This is a genomic window from Streptomyces sp. NPDC102360, assembly GCF_044766085.1.
Taxonomy (GTDB): Bacteria; Actinomycetota; Actinomycetes; order Streptomycetales; family Streptomycetaceae; genus Streptomyces.
Genome location: NZ_JBIWLG010000002.1, coordinates 330150 through 352871 on the forward strand (window position 1 = coordinate 330150; position 22722 = coordinate 352871).

At 69.3% G+C, this 22722-nt stretch carries 18 protein-coding genes and 2 tRNA genes; 11 read left to right on the forward strand and 9 right to left on the reverse strand.

Features of this window, described 5'->3' with window-relative positions; translation table 11 throughout:
* Positions 1 to 57 precede the first annotated feature (57 nt).
* The 3 genes from ACIRHA_RS11015 to ACIRHA_RS11025 all read left to right on the forward strand — a co-directional run bounded on the left by ACIRHA_RS11015 (position 58) and on the right by ACIRHA_RS11025 (position 3507).
* Positions 58 to 1308 carry an amidohydrolase family protein gene (locus ACIRHA_RS11015; RefSeq protein ID WP_403842933.1) on the forward strand — a complete coding sequence of 417 codons (1251 nt, stop codon included), beginning with the start codon at positions 58 to 60 and terminating at the stop codon, positions 1306 to 1308.
* Positions 1305 to 2924: an AbgT family transporter gene (locus tag ACIRHA_RS11020; RefSeq protein WP_403842936.1), complete on the forward strand. Its 1620-nt coding sequence runs from the start codon at positions 1305 to 1307 to the stop codon at positions 2922 to 2924. Before ACIRHA_RS11015 ends, ACIRHA_RS11020 begins: the two co-directional genes overlap by 4 nt.
* A 91-nt stretch (positions 2925 to 3015) precedes the next feature.
* Complete coding sequence (locus tag ACIRHA_RS11025; RefSeq protein ID WP_403842939.1) at positions 3016 to 3507, forward strand: lamin tail domain-containing protein; 492 nt, start codon at positions 3016 to 3018, stop codon at positions 3505 to 3507.
* Between the two features lie 60 nt (positions 3508 to 3567).
* On the opposite strand, the gene ACIRHA_RS11030 is transcribed toward ACIRHA_RS11025, so the two are convergent.
* A complete protein-coding gene (locus ACIRHA_RS11030) occupies positions 3568 to 5130 on the reverse strand; it encodes a polysaccharide lyase family 1 protein (protein ID WP_403842941.1) in 1563 nt (520 codons plus the stop codon).
* 363 nt (positions 5131 to 5493) lie between these two features.
* Here ACIRHA_RS11030 and ltnD point away from each other — a divergent pair, with 363 nt between their 5' ends.
* The 7 genes from ltnD (at position 5494) to ACIRHA_RS11065 (ending at position 12454) form a co-directional block, all read left to right on the forward strand.
* Positions 5494 to 6492, forward strand: a complete 999-nt coding sequence (gene ltnD / locus ACIRHA_RS11035; RefSeq protein WP_403844421.1) for an L-threonate dehydrogenase — start codon at positions 5494 to 5496, stop codon at positions 6490 to 6492.
* A gap of 1 nt (position 6493) precedes the next feature.
* The gene (gene otnK / locus ACIRHA_RS11040) at positions 6494 to 7777 is read left to right on the forward strand and encodes a 3-oxo-tetronate kinase (RefSeq protein ID WP_403842944.1); all 1284 of its coding nucleotides are present in this window, start codon (positions 6494 to 6496) and stop codon (positions 7775 to 7777) included.
* Positions 7774 to 8436 carry an aldolase gene (locus tag ACIRHA_RS11045; RefSeq protein ID WP_403842946.1) on the forward strand — a complete coding sequence of 221 codons (663 nt, stop codon included), beginning with the start codon at positions 7774 to 7776 and terminating at the stop codon, positions 8434 to 8436. The genes otnK and ACIRHA_RS11045 overlap by 4 nt, the downstream gene beginning before the upstream one ends.
* 63 nt (positions 8437 to 8499) lie before the next feature.
* A complete protein-coding gene (locus ACIRHA_RS11050) occupies positions 8500 to 9807 on the forward strand; it encodes an MFS transporter (RefSeq protein WP_403842948.1) in 1308 nt (435 codons plus the stop codon).
* A 31-nt stretch (positions 9808 to 9838) separates the two neighbouring features.
* Positions 9839 to 10654 (forward strand): 2-oxo-tetronate isomerase, encoded by an 816-nt coding sequence (gene otnI, locus ACIRHA_RS11055; RefSeq protein ID WP_403842951.1) that lies wholly within the window; start codon positions 9839 to 9841, stop codon positions 10652 to 10654.
* On the forward strand, positions 10651 to 11685 hold the full coding sequence (gene denD / locus ACIRHA_RS11060) for a D-erythronate dehydrogenase (protein ID WP_403842954.1): 1035 nt from the start codon (positions 10651 to 10653) through the stop codon (positions 11683 to 11685). Before otnI ends, denD begins: the two co-directional genes overlap by 4 nt.
* Positions 11686 to 11689: 4 nt before the next feature.
* Entirely contained in the window at positions 11690 to 12454 is a 765-nt protein-coding gene (locus ACIRHA_RS11065; RefSeq protein ID WP_403842957.1) for a FadR/GntR family transcriptional regulator, read from the forward strand.
* An 80-nt stretch (positions 12455 to 12534) separates the two neighbouring features.
* Here ACIRHA_RS11065 and ACIRHA_RS11070 read toward each other — a convergent pair.
* The 5 genes from ACIRHA_RS11070 to oxc form a co-directional block, all read right to left on the reverse strand.
* A tRNA-Leu gene (locus ACIRHA_RS11070) sits at positions 12535 to 12619 on the reverse strand.
* 107 nt (positions 12620 to 12726) lie between these two features.
* Positions 12727 to 15339: an ABC transporter permease/substrate binding protein gene (locus ACIRHA_RS11075; RefSeq protein WP_403842959.1), complete on the reverse strand. Its 2613-nt coding sequence runs from the start codon at positions 15337 to 15339 to the stop codon at positions 12727 to 12729.
* A complete protein-coding gene (locus ACIRHA_RS11080; protein ID WP_403844423.1) occupies positions 15332 to 16399 on the reverse strand; it encodes a glycine betaine/L-proline ABC transporter ATP-binding protein in 1068 nt (355 codons plus the stop codon). The genes ACIRHA_RS11075 and ACIRHA_RS11080 overlap by 8 nt, the downstream gene beginning before the upstream one ends.
* 166 nt (positions 16400 to 16565) lie before the next feature.
* Positions 16566 to 16650: transfer RNA gene (locus ACIRHA_RS11085), tRNA-Leu, on the reverse strand.
* Between the two features lie 107 nt (positions 16651 to 16757).
* Complete coding sequence (gene oxc / locus ACIRHA_RS11090) at positions 16758 to 18497, reverse strand: oxalyl-CoA decarboxylase (RefSeq protein ID WP_403842962.1); 1740 nt, start codon at positions 18495 to 18497, stop codon at positions 16758 to 16760.
* A 241-nt stretch (positions 18498 to 18738) separates the two neighbouring features.
* On the opposite strand from oxc, the gene ACIRHA_RS11095 reads away from it, so the two are divergent.
* On the forward strand, positions 18739 to 20148 hold the full coding sequence (locus ACIRHA_RS11095) for an AMP-binding protein (RefSeq protein WP_403842964.1): 1410 nt from the start codon (positions 18739 to 18741) through the stop codon (positions 20146 to 20148).
* A 218-nt stretch (positions 20149 to 20366) separates the two neighbouring features.
* Here the strand turns inward: ACIRHA_RS11095 and ACIRHA_RS11100 are convergent, their stop codons facing one another.
* The 3 genes from ACIRHA_RS11100 to ACIRHA_RS11110 form a co-directional block, all read right to left on the reverse strand.
* Positions 20367 to 21305 carry a LysR family transcriptional regulator gene (locus ACIRHA_RS11100; protein WP_403844425.1) on the reverse strand — a complete coding sequence of 313 codons (939 nt, stop codon included), beginning with the start codon at positions 21303 to 21305 and terminating at the stop codon, positions 20367 to 20369.
* 39 nt (positions 21306 to 21344) lie between these two features.
* The gene (locus ACIRHA_RS11105) at positions 21345 to 22316 is read right to left on the reverse strand and encodes a 2-dehydropantoate 2-reductase (RefSeq protein WP_403842966.1); all 972 of its coding nucleotides are present in this window, start codon (positions 22314 to 22316) and stop codon (positions 21345 to 21347) included.
* Positions 22317 to 22509: 193 nt separating this feature from the next.
* Positions 22510 to 22722 (reverse strand): formate dehydrogenase subunit delta, encoded by a 213-nt coding sequence (locus tag ACIRHA_RS11110; protein ID WP_403842968.1) that lies wholly within the window; start codon positions 22720 to 22722, stop codon positions 22510 to 22512.

The window sequence follows — 22722 nt, forward strand, 5'->3', positions numbered from 1 at the left end:
GGTCAGGTTCCTGCGATTTTACGTGTTCGTCATCGCCGAATCCGACAGTGTTCGCTCATGAGTTCCCAACAGCCTTCCTCGCCCCGCTCGCTCCGCGTCACCAACGCCCGCCTGATCGACGGCACCGGCGCCGCGCCCGTCGAGAACGCCACGCTCGTCGTCGACACCGAGGGCCTCATCGCGTACGCGGGCCCTTCGGCGACGGCGCCGGCCGCCGAACCCGGCGTACACACCATCAACGCCGGTGGCCGCGCCCTGCTCCCCGGCTTCATCGACACCCACGTCCACCTCGGTGTCGAGTCCGCGCGCCAGATGGTGCGCCGCTACGAGCAGGACAGCACGGTCGAGGTGTTCCGCACGGCGGATCGCCTGCGGGCCACCCTCGACGCCGGTGTCACCACGGTGCGCGACCTCGGCGGGCTGCCGGCCGGCTACCGCACGGCCGTCGCGCAGGGTCTGACCACGGGACCGCGCATCCACACGGCGGTCCGCATCCTCAGCCACACCGGCGGCCACGCCGACTTCGCCACCGAGTGCGGCTTCGACCCGAGCTCCGGGATGGGCGAGATCGCCGACACCCCGGACGAGGTGCGGCTCGCGGTGCGCAAGCTGCTGCGCGCGGGCGCCGATGTCATCAAGGTGTGTGCCACGGGCGGTATGTCGAGCCCCTACGACCACCCCGACGACGAGGGCCTGACCGAGGACGAGATCCGTACGGTCGTCGAGGAGTTGGCCCGGCACGGCGGCCGCCCGGTCGCCGCGCACGCGCAGGGCACGGCGGGCATCCTCAACGCCATCCGCGGTGGTGTCACCAGCGTCGAGCACGGCTACGGCATGTCGGCACAGGCCCGTGAACTCGCGGGCGAGCGGGGCACGTTCGTCGTCCCCACGCTCTCCACGGTCTTCGACGGCATCGACAAGGCCACGATGGAGCCGTACCACTACGAGAAGAAGGTCCGCTGGTCCGGGATCACCAAGGAGAACATCTCCGCGGCGATCGCCGAGGGTGTGAAGATCGCCATGGGCACGGACGCGGCGATGGTCCCGCACGGCCGGAACCTGCGGGAACTCACCCACCTCGTCGCCCTCGGCATGACACCGCTCCAGGCGATCACCACGGGTACCCGCTCCGCCGCCGAACTCCTCGGCCTGGACGCCGAGATCGGCACCCTTGAGCCGGGCAAGCGGGCCGACCTGGTGCTGTGCGAGGGTGACCCGCTCGCCGACATCGCGCTGCTCGCCGACCCGGCCAACGTCGTCCTCGTCGCGCAGGGCGGCACACTCCGTAAGAACGGGCTCGGGACATGACGACTCAGACACCGGCTCCCGAGCAGGCTCCCACCAGACCGGGGTTCATCGACAAGGCCATGTCCGGCATCGAGCGGGTGGGCAACAAACTCCCCCACCCGGTCCTCCTCTTCCTCGGTCTGTTCGTCCTCGTCGGCGCCGCGTCCACCGCGCTCGCGGCGGCCGGCGCGACGGTGAAGATCCCCGGCGAGGACAAGACGGTCGCGGTGCAGGGGGTGTTCACCGGGGACGGGGTGGTCTGGCTCCTGGAGAACTTCATCCCCAACTTCACGGGCTTCCCGTCGCTCGGCACGGTCCTGCTGATGATGGCCGCGGTGGGCGTGGCCGAACGCACGGGTCTGCTGGAAACGGTGGTGCGTGCCTCGATCTCCCGCGCCCCTCGGTGGCTCCTCCCCTACCTGGTCGCCTTCGTGGCGGCGCAGGCCCACCTGATGAGCGACGTGGCGATCCTGGTGATCCCGCCGCTGGCCGCGCTGGTGTTCAAGAACGCGGGCCGCAACCCGGTCGCGGGCCTGATCGGCGGCTTCGCCTGCGTGTGCGCCGGGTACGCGGCGGGTTTCTCGATCGGCGCGCTCGACGCCCTCTACACGGGCATCACCCAGCAGGCCGCGCAGGTCCTCCCGCAGGGCGCGGACGCCCCGACGCACATCCTGATCAACTACTTCTACACGGCGTCGGCGAGCGTCATCCTCGCCCTCATCGGCGGCTTCCTCATCTCACGGATCCTGGAACCGCGGCTGCCCTGGCCGACGGCGGACGGCTCCCAGGCAGACGGCTCCCGAGCGGACGGCGCCCAAGCAGGCGGCTCCCGAGCAGACGGCTCCCGAGCAGACGGAGAAGTCACCACGGAGGTCACTGCCCTCCAGCGCCGGGGGATGCTCCGCGCGGGCCTCTCGGTCCTCGCCTACGCCGCCGTGGTCATCACCTGCTGGCTGCTGCCCGGCTCCCCGCTGCGCGGCGAGGGCGGATCACTGGTCCCCTCCCCCGTCCTGGACGGCATCGTCCCGCTCCTCTTCGTGGCGTTCCTCCTGGCCGGCGCGGTCTACGGCCGTACGGTCAAGGCGGTCACGCGCTTCGAGGACGTGCCGCGGATGATGGCCGACGCGATCACGGGCATGTCCGCGTACATCGTGCTCATCCTGGTCATCGCGCAGGTCATCGGCGTCTTCGACTGGACGAACCTGGGCACGCTGCTCGCGGTGAAGGGCGCGGCGGTGCTCGAATCGGTGGGCCTGACGGGCTACTTGGGCCTGGTGGCCTTCGTCCTGCTGGTCTGCGTACTGAACCTGTTCATCACGTCGGGCTCGGCGCTGTGGTCCCTGGTGGCTCCGGTCTTCGTCCCGGCCTTCATGCTGCTCCACATGGAACCGGCGGTCACCCAGGCGGCGTTCCGCATCGGCGATTCGGCCACCCAGATGATCACGCCACTGAACCCCTACGTCTTCCTGCTCCTCACGGTTCTCAAACGCTACGAGCCGGAGGCCCAACTCGGCTCCCTGCTCTCGAGGTTGTCGGTGTTCGTGGTGCCGTTCCTCGTGGCGTGGCTGGCGGTGCTCGGCATCTTCTACGGCTTCGACATACCGCTGGGGCCAGGGGCGTCGATCCACACACCCTGACCTACCCACATTTACTTCACATGTGCATCACTCGCCGTTCACGTGGCATATGCTCGCGGGGCTCCACTGGAACCACTGAGGGGGGAACCTCATGCGTTACCGCTACGCCCTGCCCGCAGCCGCCGCCGTTGCCGCGCTCGCCGCGACCGTGGCTCCCGCGCAGGCCGCCGAGTACCACTCGGCGCTGAAGGTGAGGGGCGTCCAGTACGACGCTCCCGGCCGGGACTCCAACCGCTGCTCGGGCGGCAACACCAAGGACGAGTACCTGACCGTCAAGAACTACTCGCGCACCGCGACGGTTAACCTCAAGGGGTACGTCGTGAAGGACGCCACGGGGAACCGCTTCAAGTTCACCGCGAGCCACTCCCTGCAGCCCGGCGACTACGTCAAGCTGCGCGGCGGCAACGGCAGCGACTCCGACGCGAAGAACGTCGTCTACCGCGACAACTGCAACTTCATATGGAACAACGGCGGAGACACCATCTACCTGTACAAGCCGTCAGGCGCCCGCTCCGACGTCCACAAGTACACCAAGGCCGCGAACGACCGGGACGGCAACGGATACATCACGTTCCACAGCTGACCGGACTCGTACCGCACCCCGCCCACCGGTGTCGACCCCGGTGGGCGGGGTGCCGTTCGTCTACTGGGCGTACGTCTCGAACTCCGCCACCTGGGGCGCCGCGCTCGCGCCGGTGATCTCGAGCGTGAGCTTCTTCAGCGAGGTCTTGGCGAAGGAGGTGACACCCGCCCCGGTGCCCGAGGCCAGCACCGCGCCCGTGTCACCGTTGAGGAGTCGCCAGGCCTTGATCCGGCCGGTGGCTCCCGCCGCCTCCCGGATGTTTGCCTTGGAGACCACGGTGGCCGTGCCCCACTTGACCGAGACCGAGCCGGTCGTGCCGCTCGGCGACCAGTAGGTGGCCATGCTGCCGTCGCGTACGTTGCCGTAGCTGGTGCCGTCCGCCTTGCTGGAGCCGTCCGAGCCCGCGCCGAGGCTCAGGTTCGTGCCGGAGGGCTGCGTGGGCGTGGGGTCGGTGGGTGTCGACGTGGGATCCGTGGGTGTCGGCGTCGGGGTCGGCGTGGGTGTCTGCGTCGAGCAGCTGCCGTCCGACACCTTCATGCCCTTGTTGGCGCCTGCCGTCTCGCCCACGACGGCCGGCACACAGGACGCGGCGTCGAGCTTGAAGGAGTACGGGATCGAGACCGTGGTGTTGGACGTCGGGTTCGGTCCGGCCGGCTTGTACTCGCTGCCGGCGGGCGACCAGGTCACGTTGTCGAAGGTGTTGCCGCTGACCTGCCAGTACCCGGCCGCGTCCGTGTAGAACGTGCCGAGGACGTCCTTCGAGTTCTTGAAGTAGTTGTTGTCGACCTTGGCCTTCGCCCCGGCGCGGGAGTTGATGCCCGACTCGTTGAGGCTCACGTAGTAGTTGTTGTACATGTGCGCCGTGCCACCGCGGAGCAGGGGTGCGCGGGAGTCGATGTTCTCGTACAGGTTGTGGTGGAACGTGATGTAGCTGTTGGACAGTTCCGTCTCGCTGGAGCCGATGAGGCCACCACGGCCCGAGTTGCGCAGCGTGCTGTACGAGAGGGTGACGTACTGGGTGTTGTCCTTCATGTCGAAGAGGCCGTCGTAGCCCTCCGACTCACCACCGGAGGCGAGCAGGTTCACGTGGTCCACCCAGACGTTGCGGACGTCGCTCTCCATGCCGATGGCGTCGCCGCCGTTGGAGGTGGGCGAGCCGGACTTCTTGACGTTCTGGACCGTCACGTTCTGGATGATGATGTTGCTCGACTCGCGGATGTGGATGCCGAGTTGGTCGAAGACCGCGCCGTTGCCGACACCCACGAGCGTGACGTTGCTGATCTGCTTGAGTTCGATGACACCATCGGCCGTGTTGCAGCTGTCGCCCGACACCTTGCTGGTGTTGCCGTGGTTGATCGTGCCCTCGACCTCGATGGTGATCGGGGTACTGTCGCTCGCGCGGTTGCACAGGGCCGCGTGGATCTGCGTCCCGGTGGTGGCCCGTACGGTCGCTCCGCCCGCGCCTCCGGTGGTGCCGCCGTTCTGCGTGGCGTAGCCGGTGGCCGAGCCGGTCACGGCGGCCGACGCCTCGGACGTCGACAGCGTCATCGCGGCCGCGCCCGCGAGGGCGAGCGCGCCGATCCCGGCGGTGAGGCGGAGCGCGACGGGTCTGTGTAACTTCATCGTGGTTCCCTTCAAGTACGGGTGCCAGAAGGCGTGTTGGGGTAACAGAAGGCGGAGAAAGCGCTTTCTGCGCGGGACAATAGAGCGCCCGTGGAGCGGGTGGCAAGGCCCTGCGCACCGCTTGTGACTCAACCTCGCGGGCCACGGCGGGGCTCTGCCCCGGACCCCGCTGCTCAATCGCCGCAGGGGCTTGAAAGATCGCCTCAAGCCCCGCCGGCATTCAAGCCCCGCCGGCGCTTGAGGCGCGGGGTCCGGGGCAGAGCCCCGGCCTTTGGGCCCGGCCACCGGCCCGCTCCACCACCGCCACCCACCTGTGACCGGCATCACCCTGTACTCAACGTCGACGTCAGGTCATCATATGACCTGCGTTCGACGGCCCACGCCCAGAGACAGGGACGGACACCCATGCACGACCCGGACCACCCGGCGCCCACCACACCCACGCCCCGCGCAGCCGTAGGCGTCGTCGGCCTCGGGGCCATGGGGCTCGGCATGGCGCGCAGCCTGCGCGCCGCCGGGTTCCACGTGGCGGTCCACGACCTGCGCGCCGACGTGGCCGCCGACTTCGCCCGCGAAGGCGGCACCGCGTACGACACGGCGGGCGACCTGGCGGCCGACGTCGACGTCCTCGTCGGCGTCGTGGTCAACTCGGCGCAGGTGGAGTCGGTCCTGTTCGGCGACGGGGACGGCGGCGCGGCCCACCGGCTGCGCCCCGGCTCCGTCTACGTCATGTGCTCCACCGTCGACCCGGCCTTCTCCGCCCAACTGGAGGACAGGCTCGGCGAGTTGGGCGTCCGCTTCCTCGACGCCCCGATCTCCGGCGGCGCCGCCCGCGCCGCGACCGGCGAGCTGACGATGATGACCTCCGGCTCCCCTGAGGCGTACGCGCTCGCCGACCCCGTGCTCGACGCGATGAGCGCCACGGTCTACCGGCTCGGCGACACCGCGGGGCTCGGCTCCAAGGTCAAGATCGTGAACCAGCTGCTCGCGGGTGTGCACATCGCCGCCGCCGCGGAGGCGATGGCCCTCGGCATCAAGGCAGGTGTGCCGGCCGAGTCGCTGTACGAGGTGATCACGCACAGCGCGGGCAACTCGTGGATGTTCGAGAACCGCATGGCGCATGTCCTGGACGGGGACTACACGCCGCTGTCCGCGGTCGACATCTTCGTCAAGGACCTCGGTCTCGTGCTGGACTCGGCCCGGCCCGAGAAGTTCCCGCTGCCGCTCTCCGCGACCGCCCACCAGATGTTCCTCCAGGCGTCCGCGTCGGGCCTCGGCGGCGAGGACGACAGTGCGGTCATCAAGATCTTCCCGGGCATCGAGCTGCCCGAACCGAAGCCCGAGTCCAAGGAGGACCACTGACATGCCGATCCGGCTCGGCTGCATCGCCGACGACTTCACCGGCGCCACCGACCTCGCCAACAACCTGGTGCGCGCGGGCATGCGCGTGGTCCAGCTGATCGACGTACCAGCGGGAGACACCAAGCCCCCGGCCGACGCCGACGCCGTCGTCATCGCGCTCAAGTCGCGGACCGTACCCGCGGTCGAGGCCGTCGACTCCTCGCTGCGCGCCCTGGAGTGGCTGCGCTCCGCGGGCGCCGAGCAGATCTACTTCAAGTACTGCTCGACGTTCGACTCGACGCCGGCCGGCAACATCGGCCCGGTCACCGAGGCGCTGATGGAGGCGCTCGGCACCGACTTCACCGTCGCGACGCCCGCGTTCCCCGACAACGGGCGCACCGTCTTCAAGGGGCACCTCTTCGTCGGTGACGTGCTGCTCGGCGAGAGCGGTATGCGGCACCACCCGCTGACCCCGATGACCGACTCCAACCTGGTGTCGGTGCTCGGCGCGCAGACCGGGCGGCCCGTCGGGCTCATCGACCACAAGGCCGTCGCGGCCGGTCCCGAGGCCATCGCGGCGCGGATCGAGGAGCTGCGGGGGGACGGCGTCGGCGCCGCGGTCGTCGACGCCGTGTCGAACGACGACCTCGTACGTCTGGGTGCCGCGGTCGCAGGACTGCCGCTGGTCACCGCCGGTTCGGGCCTCGCCATCGGGCTGCCCGCGAACTGGGGAATCGAGCCGTCCCCCGAGGCCGCCGAACTCCCCGCCGCTACCGGCCACTCGGCGGTCGTCGCCGGTTCGGTGTCCGCCGCGACGAACGGTCAGGTGCGGGAGTTCCTCGCCACCGGCCGCCCCGGCTTCAGCGTGGATCCGCTGCGGATCGCGGCGGGCGACGACGTGGCCGCCGAGGCACTCGCCTTCGCCGACGCCCACCTGTCGTCCGACGGCCCGGTGCTCATCTACTCGACCGGGTCCCCCGACGCCGTACGCGACGTGCAGGGGCGGCTCGGGGCCGCCGAGGCCGGGGAGTTGGTGGAGCGGACGCTCGCGCGCGTCGCCCAGGGCCTCGTCGAGCGCGGGGTGCGACGGCTCGTCGTCGCCGGCGGCGAGACCTCCGGCGCGGTCGTCCAGGCCCTCGGCCTGACCGGACTGCGGATCGGCCCGCAGATCGATCCGGGTGTGCCGTGGTGTGCGGCGCCGCTCGTCGACGGTGGCACCCTCCACATCGCGCTCAAGTCGGGGAACTTCGGCGGCGCCGACTTCTTCACCTCGGCCTTCGCCCGCCTCGGCGAGGTGACGGCATGACCCCCGACACCGCGCGCGCCGAGATCGTCCGCGCCGGCAGCAGCCTCTTCGCTCGCGGCTACGTCCACGCGAGCGCCGGCAACATCAGCGCCAAACTGGACGACGACCAGGGCCACCTCATCACCCCGACCGACGCGGCGCTCGGCTTCCTCTCCGGCGACCGGATCGCCCAGGTCGACGCCGACGGCCGGCAGATCGCGGGCGACCGCGCCAGCAAGACACTCACCCTGCACCGCCGTATCTACGAGGCCGACCCCACGGCCCGCTTCGTCATCCACACCCACTCCACACACCTGGTCGCGCTCACCCTCGCCGGTGTGTGGCAGCAGGACGATGTGCTGCCACCCATCACCCCGTACTACGTGATGAAGGTGGGTCACGTCCCGCTCATCCCCTACCACCGGCCCGGCGACCCGCGCGTCGCCGATCTGGTGACAGAGCGGATCAACTCCCGTGCCACGCAAGGAACTTCGATCCGCGCGGTCCTGCTCGACCGCCTCGGTCCCGTGGCCTGGGGCCCGGACGCCGCCTCCGCGCTCGCCGTGCTCGAAGAGCTGGAGGAGACGGCCCGCCTCTGGCTGACGACCGACCGCAAACCCGCACCGCTCCCCGAACCGGCCATCGCCGAACTGAGAGACACGTTCGGCGCGGCCTGGTAATTCCCCGCCCGCTCATCCCACCCGCTCATTCCCCCACCTGAGCCGCACAAGGAAGTGCCACTCATGTCCACGACCGTCCCCACGGCCGACACCCCCGAACTCGCGCGTGAGAACGCGGTGTTCCGGAAGGTGATCCGCCGCATCGTCCCCTTCCTGATCCTCTGCTACGTGGTGTCCTACCTGGACCGCGTGAACGTGGGCTTCGCCAAGCTGCAGATGTCCTCGGACCTCGGCTTCAGCGAGGCGGCCTACGGGCTCGGAGCCGGCCTCTTCTTCATCGGCTACTTCTTCTTCGAGGTCCCCTCGAACCTGCTGATGCAGAAGGTGGGCGCCCGCACCTGGATCGCCCGCATCATGATCAGCTGGGGCGTGGTGTCCGCGGCGTTCGCCTTCGTCAACAGCGAGACGACGTTCTACGTGCTCCGCTTCCTGCTCGGCGCCGCCGAGGCCGGCTTCTACCCCGGCGTGATCCTCTACTGCACCTACTGGTTCCCGTCCCAGCGCCGGGCCCGCGTCATCGCGATGTTCATGTCGGCGATCCCCGTCGCGGGCATCTTCGGCAACCCGCTCTCCGGCTGGATCATGGACGTCTTCGACGACGCGGCGGGCTGGAGCGGCTGGCAGTGGCTGTTCGTCGTCGAGGCGATCCCCGCCCTCGTCATCGGAGTCGTCTGCCTGTTCTGGCTCGACAACAGCGTGCGCGACGCCAAGTGGCTGACCGACGACGAGAAGACGGTCATCGAGAAGGCCCTCGCCGCCGACGCCACCCACCACACCGTCCACGGCCGCGCCCTCGACGCCTTCCGCAACGGCAAGGTGTGGTTGATGTGCCTCATCTACTTCTGCTTCGTGATGGGTCAGTACGCGCTGACGTTCTGGATGCCGACGTTCGTGGAGTCCACCGGCGTCAAGGGCGGCCTCGCGATCGGCGTCCTGAGCGCCGTCCCGTACCTGGCCGCGCTGATCGCCATGAACCTCTTCGGCTTCTCCGCCGACAAGCGCCGCGAGCGCCGCTGGCACCTGGTGATCCCGTCGCTCATGGGCGCCGTCGGCTTCTCGATGGCGGCGAGCTTCACCGGCTCGACCGTGCTGGCCCTCGTCGCCCTGTCGATCGCGGCGGCCGGCGTCCTGACCTGCGCCCCGCTGTTCTGGTCGCTGCCGACCGCGTTCCTCGGCGGCACGGCGGCCGCGGCGGGCCTCGCGGCGATCAACTCGGTCGGCAACCTCGCCGGCTTCGTCAGCCCGTACATGATCGGCGCACTGAAGGATGCGACCGGTTCGACGGCGATCCCCATGTACGTTCTGGCCCTTGCCCTCGTCATCGGTGCGGCGGCCGTCCTGACGACGAAGAAGGACGTCGTCAACCGCTGACGACCCACCTCTCATCTCCATAGGAGTCACCATGCCAAGGTTCGCGGCGAACCTTTCCACGCTGTATCCCGAGCACGACTTCCTGGACCGCTTCGCCGCGGCCTCGGCGGACGGCTTCGAGGCCGTCGAGTACCTCTTCCCGTACGCGTACGGGACCGGGGAGCTCCGCGCCCGCCTCGACGAACACGGCCTGCGCCAGGTCCTGTTCAACGCCCCGCCCGGCGACTGGGACGGCGGCGAGCGCGGCATCGCGGCGCTGCCGGGCCGCGAGTCCGAGGTCCGCGAGGGCGTCGGCCGGGCGCTGGAGTACGCGGCCGCGCTCGGCAGCCCGCGCGTGCACATGATGGCGGGCCTCGTGCCCGAAGGTGTGTCGCGCGCCGAGTGCCGGGACACGTACCTGACCAACCTGGCGTACGCGGCCGAACAGGCGGCGCCGGCCGGGGTCGACATCCTGATCGAGCCGATCAACACCCGGGACATGCCGGGCTACTTCCTGAACCGGCAGGCCGATGCGCACGCCGTCGTCCAGGAGGTGGGCGCGGCCAATCTGAAGGTCCAACTCGACCTGTACCACTGCCAGATCGTCGAGGGCGATCTCACCACCACTCTCCGCCGCGATCTGCCGACGGGCCGCGTGGGCCATCTGCAGATCGCAGGCGTGCCCGACCGCCATGAGCCCGACGCGGGCGAGCTGAACCTCACTCACCTCCTTTCGGTGGTGGACGAGTTGGGCTTCGACGGCTGGATCGGCTGCGAGTACTTCCCGAAGGCCGGCACGAGCGAGGGCCTCGGCTGGCTGAACAACTTCCGTACCACGCAAGACAATTCTGGAGAGCACGCATCATGAGGATCGTCATCACGGGCGGCTTCGGCTTCCTGGGCCGCCAGGTCGCCGAGGCCCTGCTGGAACGCCGCACGTTCGACGGCCTGCCCATCGACCGCCTCACGCTCGCGGACAAGTTCGTCCCGGACGAGTCGCCGCTCAAGGCCGACGCACTGGTGGACGTGGTGCAGGGCGACCTCACGGACCGTCTGGCGGAGCTGTTCGCCGAGCCGGTCGACGTGGTCGTCCACCTCGCGGCGGCGGTGTCGGCGGAGTGCGAGGCGGACTTCGACCTCGGCATGACGGCGAACCTGGACACGACCCGCGCGCTCCTCCAGGCGGCCCGCGCCCAGTCCGAGACGGGCGGCCCGACCGTACGCCTCATCCTGGCCAGCAGCGTCGCGGTCTACGGCTCGGACGCGGCGCTCCCACTGCCGCCCGTGGTGGACGAATCGACACTCCCCACCCCGCAGTCCAGCTACGGCGTGCAGAAGCGGATCTGCGAGCAGCTGGTCGCCGAGTACACGCGCCGCGGGTACGTGGACGGTCGCGTGACCCGCCTGATGACGGTGTCGGTGCGCCCCGGCAAGCCGAACGCCGCCGCCTCCGGCTTCCTGTCCGGCGTCGTCCGCGAACCCCTCGCGGGCCTCCCGGCGACCTGCCCGGTGAGCCCGGAGACGCGGGTGGCGCTGGCGTCCCCGCGCCGCACGGTGGAGGGCATCCTTCGGGTGGCGCAGGCCGAACGCGGCACGCACGAAGGCCAGTTGACGGGCACCGTCCCGGTGAACCTCCCGGCCCTGACGGTCACGGTCGCCGAGATGCTCGCGACGCTCCGCGAGGTGGCGGGCGACGCGGTGGCCGACCTGGTGACGGTGGCCCCGGACGCGTCCGTGGAGGCGATCGTCGGCTCGTGGCCCGCATCCTTCGACAACGCCCGCGCGTCGGCCCTCGGCCTCACCCCCGACCCGGACTTCGCGTCGGTGGTCCGCCAGTACGTCGCCGACCACCCGGACGCGGTCACCGCCGAGGTGTCCGCGGCCACGTCGATAGACTGACGCCATGTTCAACAAGGTGGACGGGCCCGTGCGGCTCGCCGATCGCGTCGCCGCGATGCTCACCGAGGAGATCGAGTCGGGGCGGCTCACGGCGGGCGACAAGCTGCCGACCGAGGTGGAGCTCGTCAAGCAGCTCGGTGTGAGCCGCACGGTGATCCGTGAGGCGGTCTCGCGGCTGCGCAACGCGGGCCTGGTCGAGCCCCGCCAGGGCCGGGGCGTCTTCGTGCTGCCCCGCCGCATCCGTCCACTGGACCTGGAGGGCGACACGGAGTCGGGGGGCACGCTCGCGAAGGTCCTCCAGATCGTCGAGGTGCGCCGCGCGATGGAGGCCGAGGCCGCCCATCTCGCGGCGACCCGCGCGCAGCCCGCCGACATCGTGCGGATGCGCGCGGCGCTGGCCGCGATCGACACCGCGGTCGCGGCGGGGGGCGACGGCACGGACGAGGACCTCGCCTTCCACCGCTCCGTCGCCGAGTCGACGGGCAACCCGGTCCTCGTCTCCACGGTCCACTACCTCGGCGAGGTCTCCCGCGGCGGCATCCGCGTCACCCGCGCCAACGAGGCCCGCCGCGACGACTTCTTCGAGGCGGTCCGCCACGAGCACCAGGCGATCCTGACCGCGATCGAGTCCGGCGACCCGAAGGCGGCCCGCACGGCGGCCCGCCGCCACATGAAACACGCGGCGACCCGCCTCCAGAAGGCGGACCCGGAATTCTGGGACGAGGCGGAACACCTGGCGGTGGACGTCGACCTGGATGCGGGGGCCTGAGCTCAGCCCGCAACGACAGATCCCCACGGTCTATGAGAGACCGTGGGGATCTGTTCTGCGCAAGTTGCACATGTTGCGAGTGTCCGAGGGGGGACTTGAACCCCCACGCCCGATAAAGGGCACTAGCACCTCAAGCTAGCGCGTCTGCCATTCCGCCACCCGGACAAGGTGTCTGCCGCGCGGGCGTTGGCCCCGTGCGGCAGACAGAACCTTATCAAGGTCTCGGAGCGGCCTTCACCAGCACCTATGCGGTGCGGAGCGGACAGGCATCCCTACGGTGCCGTCATCCGCCGCTCCACCTCCGGGTGCTTCTTCAGCCACGCCGCGACGGCCTCCGGCTCATGGCCCTGGCCCCGCTTGTTGATCTCGATCTCCAGGGTGCCGAGCTCGTCCTCGGTCATCTTGAACTTCTTGAACCACTTCGTGAGCTGCGGGTACTGCTTGATGAACGCCTGGCTGGTGACCGTGCGGATGGTGTCGCCCTTGCCGAAGAGTCCCTTGGGGTCCTTCAGCTTGGTCAGGTCGTACTTGCTGTAGGCCCAGTGCGGGGTCCACAGGAGCACCGCGATCGGCTTCTTCTTGGCGTACGCGCGCTTCAGCTCGGCCAGCATCGCCGGCGTGGAGCCGTTGACGACCTTGTACTCCTTGTCGAGGCCGTAGCCGGGCACGACATCCTTCCTGAGGATGTCCATCGTGCCGGTGCCGCCCTCGATGCCGACGATCTTGCCGTCGAAGAGCTTGGACTTGCCCTTCAGGTCCTCGACCGACTTGATGCCCTTCACGTACGAGGGAACGGCGATCTCCAGCGAGGTGGGCCCGTACCAGGAGCCGAGGGTCGCGACCTTGTTCTTGTACTTGTCCCAGTAGCTCTTCTGCGTATACGGGAGCCAGGCATCGAAGTTGACGTCGAGGTCACCGGTGGACAGACCCGTGTAGACCGGGCCGACGTCCATCTGCTTCAGGTTGAACTTGTAACCGCGGTTCTCCAGAACGTGCTTCCAGAGGTAGGTCACCGCGATGTCCTCGTCCCAGGGGAACCAGGCGACGTTCACCGGGCGCTTGGCCTCGGCGGGGGTCGACTGCTTCTTGACCGGGGCCAGCTCGTCGACGATGCCCGGGTTCTTCTTCAGCCACGCCTTCACGGCGTCCTGCTGCTTGCCCTTGCCCGACTTGTTGATCTCGGCCTCAAGGCTGGTGAGCTGCTTCTCGCTCAGCTTGAAGTTCTTGACCCACTTGTTGACCTCGGGGAAGTCCTTGCCGAAGCCCTTGCGGGCCAGCGAGTGGATGCCGTCGCCCTTGCCCCAGGCACCCTTGGGGTCCTTGAGCTTGGTGAGCTTGTAGTCGTTGTACGCCCAGTGCGGCGACCACAGCGGAACGACGATCGGCTTCTTCTTGGCGTACGCGCGCTTCAGCTCGGCCAGCATCGCCGGCGTGGAGCTGTCGACAACCTTGTACTCCTTGTCGAGGCCGTACTCCTTGAGCACCTTGCTCTTCAGCAGGCCGGTCTCACCGGCGCTGGCCTCAATACCGGTGATCTTGCCGTCGAACTTCGACGCCTGGCCCTTCAAGTCCTCCATGGACTTGATGTCCTTCATGTACGAAGGCACGGCCAGTTCGAGGGAGGTGGGCCCGTACCAGGAACCCAGGTCCTCGAGCTTGTCCCCGTACTTCTTCCAGTACTCGGCGTGCGTGACCGGCAGCCAGGAGTCGGTCTCGAAGTCGACCGTGCCACCCGCGAGCGAGGTGTAGAGGGGGCCGGCGTCGAACTGCTTGGTCTCGACGTCGAAGCCGCGCTGCTCCAAGATCTCCTTCCACAGGAACGTGGAGGCGACGCCCTCGTCCCACGGGATGTAGCCGATGGAGATCTTCTTGCCCTGGCCCACATTCGTGGACGCTGCGGTCGGGGAACCGCCGGTGCTGGTCTGGCCGAACATGCCCATGCCGCCCGCGACGAGCGCGAGGACGACGACTCCGACCACGGCGACGGCCGGACGGGGACGGTACGACCAGATCTTCAGGCCGTGCGTGGCCCGCAGCTTGTTGAGCGCGCGGCGGCCGAGCGGGGAGACCTGCTGACCGAGCGAACTGGTCATGCGGTCCAGGTAGATCGCCAGGATGACGATCGAGATGCCGGACTCGGCACCCAGACCGACGTTCAGCTGGCCGATGGCCTCGTTGACGGCGCCACCGAGACCGCCGGTGCCGACCATGCCCGCGATCGCGGCCATCGACAGGCCCAGCATGATGACCTGGTTGACGCCCGCCATGATCGTCGGCAGGGCGAGCGGCAGCTGGACACGGAACAGGGTGCTGCGCGGCGTCGTACCGAACGCGTCGGCGGCCTCCACCAGCTCCTTGTCGACCTGCCGGATACCCAGCTCGGTCATGCGCACGCCCGGCGGCACCGCGAAGATCAGCGTCGCGACGATTCCGGCCGGGGCACCCGAACCGAAGAACAGGATCGCCGGGATCAGGTAGACCATCGCCGGCAGCGTCTGCATCAGGTCGAGGACCGGACGGAACAGGTTGCTGACCCGGCTGGAGCGGGCCGCCCAGATGCCGAGCGGCACGCCGATGATGAGCGCGATGAGTGTCGACACGAGGACGAGCGACAGGGTCTCCATCGCCTTGTCCCACAGCTCCAGGTTCTGGATGAACCAGAGCCCGATGAAGGTCAGTACGCCGCCGAGTGTGCCGCGCAGCCAGAACGCGATCACGGCGAAGATGCCCGCCAGCAGGAGCGGCTCGGGGGCCTGGAGGAGTTCGGTCAGGCCGTCGTAGACACCGTTGAAGATGCTCTCGAAGAACCCGAACAGCCAGTCCAGGTGGACGAGCATCCACTGGACGACGTCATTGACCCAGTCGCCGAAGGGAATCCTAGGCACCGGCATTCACCTTCTCCGCCGACTCGTCCTCGGTCAGGCCGGAGGCCGCTTCGTCGACTTCCACGGTCTTCATCGGCTCACCGAGCACGGCCAGCAGCCGCTCGCGCGGCACCACACCGACGAGCTCACCCTCGTCGTCCACGACCGCGACGGGTATCTCACTCGTCGCGCACGGCGCGAACAACTCGACGATCGGTGTGTCCTGGTGGACCTTCGCCGGGGCGTCGGCCACCGCGTAGCCCTCCCCCGGCTCCGCCATGATCGCGCCCGCGCTCAGCACGCGGGAGCGGTCGACGTCCTGGGTGAAGGAGGCCACGTAATCGTTGGCCGGCGTGACGAGGATGTCCTCCGCCGAGCCGATCTGGACGATCCGACCATCGCGCATGACCGCGATATTGTCGCCCAGCCGCATCGCCTCGTTGAGGTCGTGCGTGATGAAGACGATCGTCTTCTTCAGCGTCTTCTGCAGCTCAAGAAGCTGGTCCTGCATGTCACGCCGGATCAGCGGGTCGAGCGCGCTGAACGACTCGTCCATCAGCAGCAGGTCGGCGTCCGTGGCCAGCGCGCGGGCCAGGCCCACACGCTGCTGCATACCGCCGGACAGCTCATCGGGGAAGGACTTCTCCCACCCCTCCAGGCCGGCCAGGCGCAGCGCCTCGATCGCCCGCTCCTCGCGCTCGGCGCGCGGAACGCCCTGCACCTCCAGGCCGTACCCCGCGTTCTCCATCACGGAGCGGTGCGGGAACAGCGCGAAGTGCTGGAACACCATGCTGATCTTGTGAGAGCGGACCTCGCGCAGCTCGCGCGGGGCCAGGGCGGTCAGGTCCTGCCCGTCGAACGTCACATGTCCCGACGTCGGCTCGAGGAGACCGTTGAGCATCCTGAGCAGTGTCGACTTGCCCGATCCCGACAGGCCCATGACGACGAAGATCTGACCGGGCTCGACGGTGAACGACGCGTCGATCACTGCGGCCGTGGTTCCCTCGGCGCGCAGCTCCTCACGGTCCGCACCGCCGCGGAGCCTCTCCACAGCCTTCTGTTGTCGCCCGCCGAACACCATGTAAAGGTGCTCGGCCACCAGTCTGGAGGACACACCGACCTCTATTCTCTTTGACCTGTGAAAGGTTGAAAAGCCATACACATGACTCAAGGTCGCGTCTGCCCCCGGCAGACCAGCGCAAACAAAAAAGTGCCGGTCGAGATGATCTCGACCGGCACTCCGCAAGTGTCCGAGGGGGGACTTGAACCCCCACGCCCGATAAAGGGCACTAGCACCTCAAGCTAGCGCGTCTGCCATTCCGCCACCCGGACAAGGTGAGCGCCGCATGGCGGGGTGTTCCCCGCAGCGACACCTCAACAATACCAAGGTTTCGGAGTGGCTTTCACCTGCGTATCGGTGTACTCCCGGACACGGAGAGTTACTTCTTGATGCCGATGCCCTTCGGGTTCAGGTGGGCGATGTGGCCGCTCTCCGTGCCGGCCGACGGGTCGATCACGCAGTCGATGAGCGCGGGGCCGCCGGAGGCGATGGCCTCGGAGAGGGCGGCGGTGACCTCGGCGGGGGTGGTGGCCCGGTAGCCCTTGCCGCCGAAGGACTCGATCATCCGGTCGTGGCGGGCCGCGCTCATGAGCGTGGTGGGGGCGGGGGCGTCGGTGATGGTCTCGTCGCCCTTGTAGACGCCGCCGTTGTTCATGATCACGGTGATGACCGGCAGGTTGTAGCGGCAGATCGTCTCCAGCTCCATGCCGCTGAAGCCGAAGGCGCTGTCGCCCTCGATGGCGACGACGGGCGCTCCCCCGCTCTCGACCGCGGCCGCGATCGCGTAGCCCATGCCGATGCCCATGACGCCCCAGGTCCCGGAGTCGAGGCGGCGCCGCGGGTGGTGCATGTCGATGACGTTGCGGGCGATGTCGAGGGTGTTGGCGCCCTCGTTGACGATGTACGTCTCCGGGTGCTGGTGGACGACGTCGCGGACCGCCTTGAGCGCGCCCATGAACTGCATGGGGTGCGGGTCGGCCTCCAAGCGCTTGGCCATCTTGGCGACGTTCTGCGCGGAGCGGTCGCCCAGTTCCTCGCGCCAGGCGGTCGGCGCCGCGATCTGGCCCGGCTTCGTACGGTCGGCGAGCTGGTCGAGGACCGACTCGATGTCACCGACGAGCGGGGCCGCGATCGGCTGGTTGGAGTCCATCTCCCGGGACTCGATGTCGACCTGGATGAACTTGGCGTCCGGGTTCCAGCCGCGCTCGCCGTGGTTGAGCAGCCAGTTGAGGCGGGCGCCGACCAGCATGACGACGTCGGCCTTCTTCAGGGCGAGGGAGCGGGCGGTGGCAGCGGACTGCGGGTGGTCGTCGCGGAGCAGGCCCTTCGCCATCGACATCGGAACGTAGGGGATGCCCGTCGACTCGATGAGGTTGCGGATCTTGTCGTCCGCCTGGGCGTAGGCCGCGCCCTTGCCGAGGACGATCAGCGGGCGCTCCGCGTTCTCCAGGAGGTCGATCGCGCGGTCCACGGCCTCGGGGGCCGGCAGCTGGCGCGGCGCCGGGTCGACGAGGCGGGAGAGGGTCCGGTCCCCTTCTTCCTTGTCCATGACCGCGCCGAGGACCGCCGCCGGGATGTCGAGGTAGACGCCGCCGGGGCGGCCGGAGATCGCCGTGCGCAGGGCGCGGGCGATGCCGCGGCCGATGTCCTCGACGCGGCTGACGCGGTACGCGGCCTTCACGAAGGGCTGGGCGGCGGCGAGCTGGTCCATCTCCTCGTAGTCGCCCTGCTTGAGGTCGACGAGGTGGCGCTCGCTGGACCCGGAGATCTGCACCATCGGGAAGCAGTTGGTGGTGGCGTTGGCGAGGGCGACCAGGCCGTTGAGGAAGCCGGGGGCCGAGACCGTGAGCGCGATGCCGGGCTTCTTGGTGAGGTAGCCGGCGATCGCGGCGGCGTGGCCGGCGTTCGACTCGTGGCGGAAGCCGATGTAGCGGATCCCCTCGGCCTGGGCGAGGCGGGCCAGGTCGGTGACGGGGATGCCCACGAGTCCGTAGATGGTGTCGACGTCGTTCTTCTTCAGGGCGTCGACGACGAGGTGGTAGCCGTCGGTGAGCTCGGTCGGCGCGTCGGCTCCTGCCGCGGCCTCGGCGTTTTGGTCAGCGGTCGAGTCAGCGGTCATGATCCGGGTTCCTCCTTGGACGGGTCTCCTGTTCTCACCTTCGACAGGTGGCGGCGCCTCGTCCAAGACCCATCGGCTTCCAGGCGATAAATGGCGTCTATCGAGAGTCAAGCGTGTGCCAAATCACCTGCTGGGGGCGGACTTTCGGGCTTCATAAGCAGTTGCTATCGGGTGTTCGTGAGTGCGTATTGGACGTGTGCGGCCGCTGACCGCACGCTCGCTGAGGAGGGGAGGTGAAGGCATGGCCACGTCGGCCCTGACCGTCACGGGGCTCGCCGATCTCCTCGACCGGCAGGCTCGTGCGCGGCCCCACGCCCCGGCGCTCGTCGTCGGCGACGAGCGAGTACCCCTGTCGTACGAGGCGTTGGACGCGCTCGCGGACCGGATGGCGGAGCGGTTCGTCGGGGCGGGGCTGAGCCCCGGTGACGTACTCGGTCTCGTCGCGGGCAACACCGTCGAGTTCGTGGCCGCGTTGCTCGGCGCGGCCCGTGCGGGGGTGGTCGCCGGTCCTCTGGATCCGGCGCTGCCGGATGCCGAACTGCGGGCGCGGGCAGGCATGTTGGGCGCGGGCGCCGTGTTCACCGCCGACGGGATCGCCGGTATCGGCGGCGGCACGGCGCCGCGCTGGGGGCAGGAGGACGCGCTCGTCCTGTTCACCGCGGGGGCCACGGGCCGCGCCCGCATGGTGCCGCTCACGCACGCCAATGTGGCGGCGTCCGTCCACACCATCTGTGCCACCTACGCGTTGGGGCCCGAGGACGCGACCGTGGCGGTCATGCCGTTCTTCCACGGGCACGGTCTTTTCGCCTCGCTTCTGTCCACGCTCGCCAGCGGGGGGCGCGTGCTGCTGCCCGCGGGCGGGCGGTTCTCGGCCGAGACGTTCTGGGCGGATCTGCGGGCGGCGGGGGCGAGTTGGTTCACCGCGGTGCCGACGATCCATGAGGCGCTGCTCGACCGGTCGTCGGAGGCCTCGGACCTGGGCGGCCTGGGTGCGCCGCCACCGCTGCGTTTCGTACGCAGTTGTGGCGCGCCGCTCAACGCCGCGTCCCAGCGGGCCCTTGAGCGGATGTTCGGCGCGCCGCTGCTGTCCGCGTACGGGATGACGGAGGCGGCACATCAGATCGCCAGTGAGCCGCTGCCGGAGCGGGGGCCGCTCAAGCACGGCACGGTGGGGCGGGCGACCGGGGTGGGGCTGCGCGTCGTCGACCGGGACGGGAAGGTGTGTCCGGCCGGGGTGCGGGGTGAGGTGTGGGTGCGGGGGCCCGCCGTGAGTGGTGGGGTGGGTGACGGGTGGTTGCGCACGGGGGACCTGGGGTCGCTCGACGAGGACGGGTATCTGTCCCTTGCCGGGCGGATCGAGAGCCTCATCGTGCGGGGTGGGCGGACGATCTCGCCCGAGTACGTGGAGGATGTGCTGGCCGGGTGTCCGTCGGTGGCGGAGGCGGCGGTGTTCGCGGTGGGTGGGGAGCGGATCGGGGCGGCCGTTGTGGTGCGGGAGGAGGAGTGTGTGGAGGTGGATGAGGTGTTGCGGTACTCGCGGGAGCGGTTGGCCGCGGTCGCGGTGCCCGATCGGATCGTTTTTGTGTCCGCGTTGCCGCGGACCGCGCAGGGAGGGTTGGACCGGGTGGCCGTGCGGGAGCGGTACGGGTGAGTTGACGTCTCGGGGCGCTGCCCCGGACCCCGCTGCTCAATCGCCACAGGGGCTTCAAAGACCTGCTCAATCGCCGCAGTGGCTTGATCTATCGATCGCCGGCGGGGCTTGAGGGATCAAGCCCCGCCGGCGATTGAGGCGATCTTTTCAGCCCCGCCGGCGATTGAGGCGCGGGGTCCGGGGCGGAGCCCCGAGGCGTCAACCACGGCACCGCCTGCTCAATCGCCGCAGGGGCCTGATTTGCCGAGCCGTACCGTTGAAAACACCTCGTCCAGGTTCAGCGCCGTCGCCGCGCTCACGAACGCCCGTGCCGCCACCGAACCCGGTGTTCCCGCGTGGATGGCCACCGAGACCTGGGCGCCGGCCTCCGGGTCGACCAGTGGCAGCGCTCGCGTGCGGCCGTCCACCGGCATCGCGCGCAGCCATGTGTGGGGCACGACGCTCGCCCAATCGCCGCCGCCCACATGTGCGTACAGGGAGGCGATGGAGTCGGTCTCGACCTGTGGGGTGACCTCCAGACCCTTGTTCGCGAAGACCTTGTCGATGATCTGGCGGATGCGCATGTCGGGGGTGAGGAGTGCCAGCGGGAGTTGCGCCGCGTCCGCCCATGTCAGGCTTCCTGTACTGGACTTGAACTGGTCGTCCGGGACGAGGAGCAGGTAGCGCTCCTGGTAGAGGGGGACCACTTGGAGGCCCTCCTGGTCGTCCGGGTCGAAGTGGGCGATGGCGACGTCGAGTTCGAAGTCGCGGAGCTGGCGGTGGAGCTCCTTCGTCGACAGGCGGGAGCGGACCTGCACCTTGGCCAGGGGGTGTGCCGAGCAGAAGGCGCCCACGGGCAGGGCGAGTGTCGTGGACGCCGTGGGGTCCGTGCCCAGGCGGAGCGTCCCCGTGATACCCGACTGGACCGCCGCCACCTCGGCCTTGAACGCGTCCTGTTCCGCGAGGATCCGTTTCGCCCACACCACCAGGCGCTCGCCCTCCGGGGTGAGGCCCTGGTAGTTGTGGCCGCGGTTGATCAGCGTGACGTTCAGCTCGCGTTCCAGCTTGGCTATCGCCGCGGAGAGCGCGGGCTGGGAGACGTAGCAGGACTCGGCGGCGCGTGCGAAGTGGCGCTCGCGGGCCACCGCCACGAAGTACTCCAACTGCCGGAACAGCATGTACGTCTCCTCTGCCACGTGATCTTCATCCGTAGCGTGCTACGGCAGCACGGTGCGTGCCAATAGGTCGGTCGCCGCGTGGATCGCACGCAGTGTGGGTGCCTCGGCGCCGGTGATGTCGGCCATCTCCACGACCGCCGTCACGATGGCGTCGAGTTCCAGCTGTTTGCCTGCTTCCAGGTCTTGGAGCATGGATGTCTTGTGGGCTCCTACGCCCTCGGCGCCGCGCAGCCGTTTCTCGATGGAGATCTCGGGGGTCGAGCCGACGCGGGACGCGATGTCGAGGATCTCCTCCATCACGCGAGCCACCATCGTGCGCGTCAGTGGGTGGCGGCACATGTCGGCCATGGTGGCCCGGGTCAGCGCGCTGATCGGGTTGAAGGCCGCGTTCCCCATGAGCTTGATCCAGATGTCGTCGCGCAGGTTCCGCTCGACAGGGCACTTGAGGCCGCCCGCGACCATGGCCTCGCTCAGCTCCGTGCAGCGTCGCGAGACACTGCCGTCCGGCTCACCGATGGAGAAGCGGGTTCCTTCCAAGTGGCGTATCACCCCCGGGGATTCGATGACCGTGGCCGGATACACCACGCAGCCGATCACGCGCTCGGGCGGCAGCACCTTGCTGGTCGCGCCGCCCGGGTCGACCGCCTCGATGCGGCGACCCTCGTACGGGCCCGTAAGGCGGTGGAAGTACCACCATGGGACACCGTTCTGCCCGGCCACGAGCGCGGTGTGCTCGCCGAGCAGCGGGGCGACGAGCGAGCCGCACGACGGGTACGAGTGGGCCTTGAGGCCGAGGAACACGTAGTCCACCGGCCCGATCTCGTTCGGGTCGTCGGTGGCGTGCGGGTGGGCGGTGAAGTCGCCGCGCGGGCTGAGCACGCGGACGCCTTCGGCCTGGATGGCGCGCAGATGGTCCCTGCGGGCGACGAGGTGCACATCCGCGCCGCCGCGGTGCAGGGCCGCGCCCACGTACGCGCCGATGGCTCCGGCGCCGACAACTGCGATCTTCATCGTGGTGCCTCCTGGATTCGAGGGTGTGGAGGTACGCACATGTCACCGGCCGCGCGCCGCACAGCACACGGAACGGACGACATGGGGAATCAGGGGGTGACAGTAGGCGCGGCCGCCGCGCGTGCCCTGGCGCGCGGCGGCCGCTGGGAAGGTGGCCGAGGGCCCGATCCGAACGACAGGCCCTGGGACGGCCTCAGCGCATGAGCTTCACGGCCGCGACCACGAGCGGGTCGAGGCCGTCCGCTCCGTCGTCCACGAGCGCGTAGAGCCGCTTGCGCATCCTCGGGTCCCAGAACCGGGTGAGGTGTCCGGCGATCGCCTCCGCCGCGGCCGCTCCCGGAAGGTGGCCCTGGTGCGCGGCGATGTCGTTCGCCATCCGGCGTTCCGCCGGGATGGTGTGTGCCAT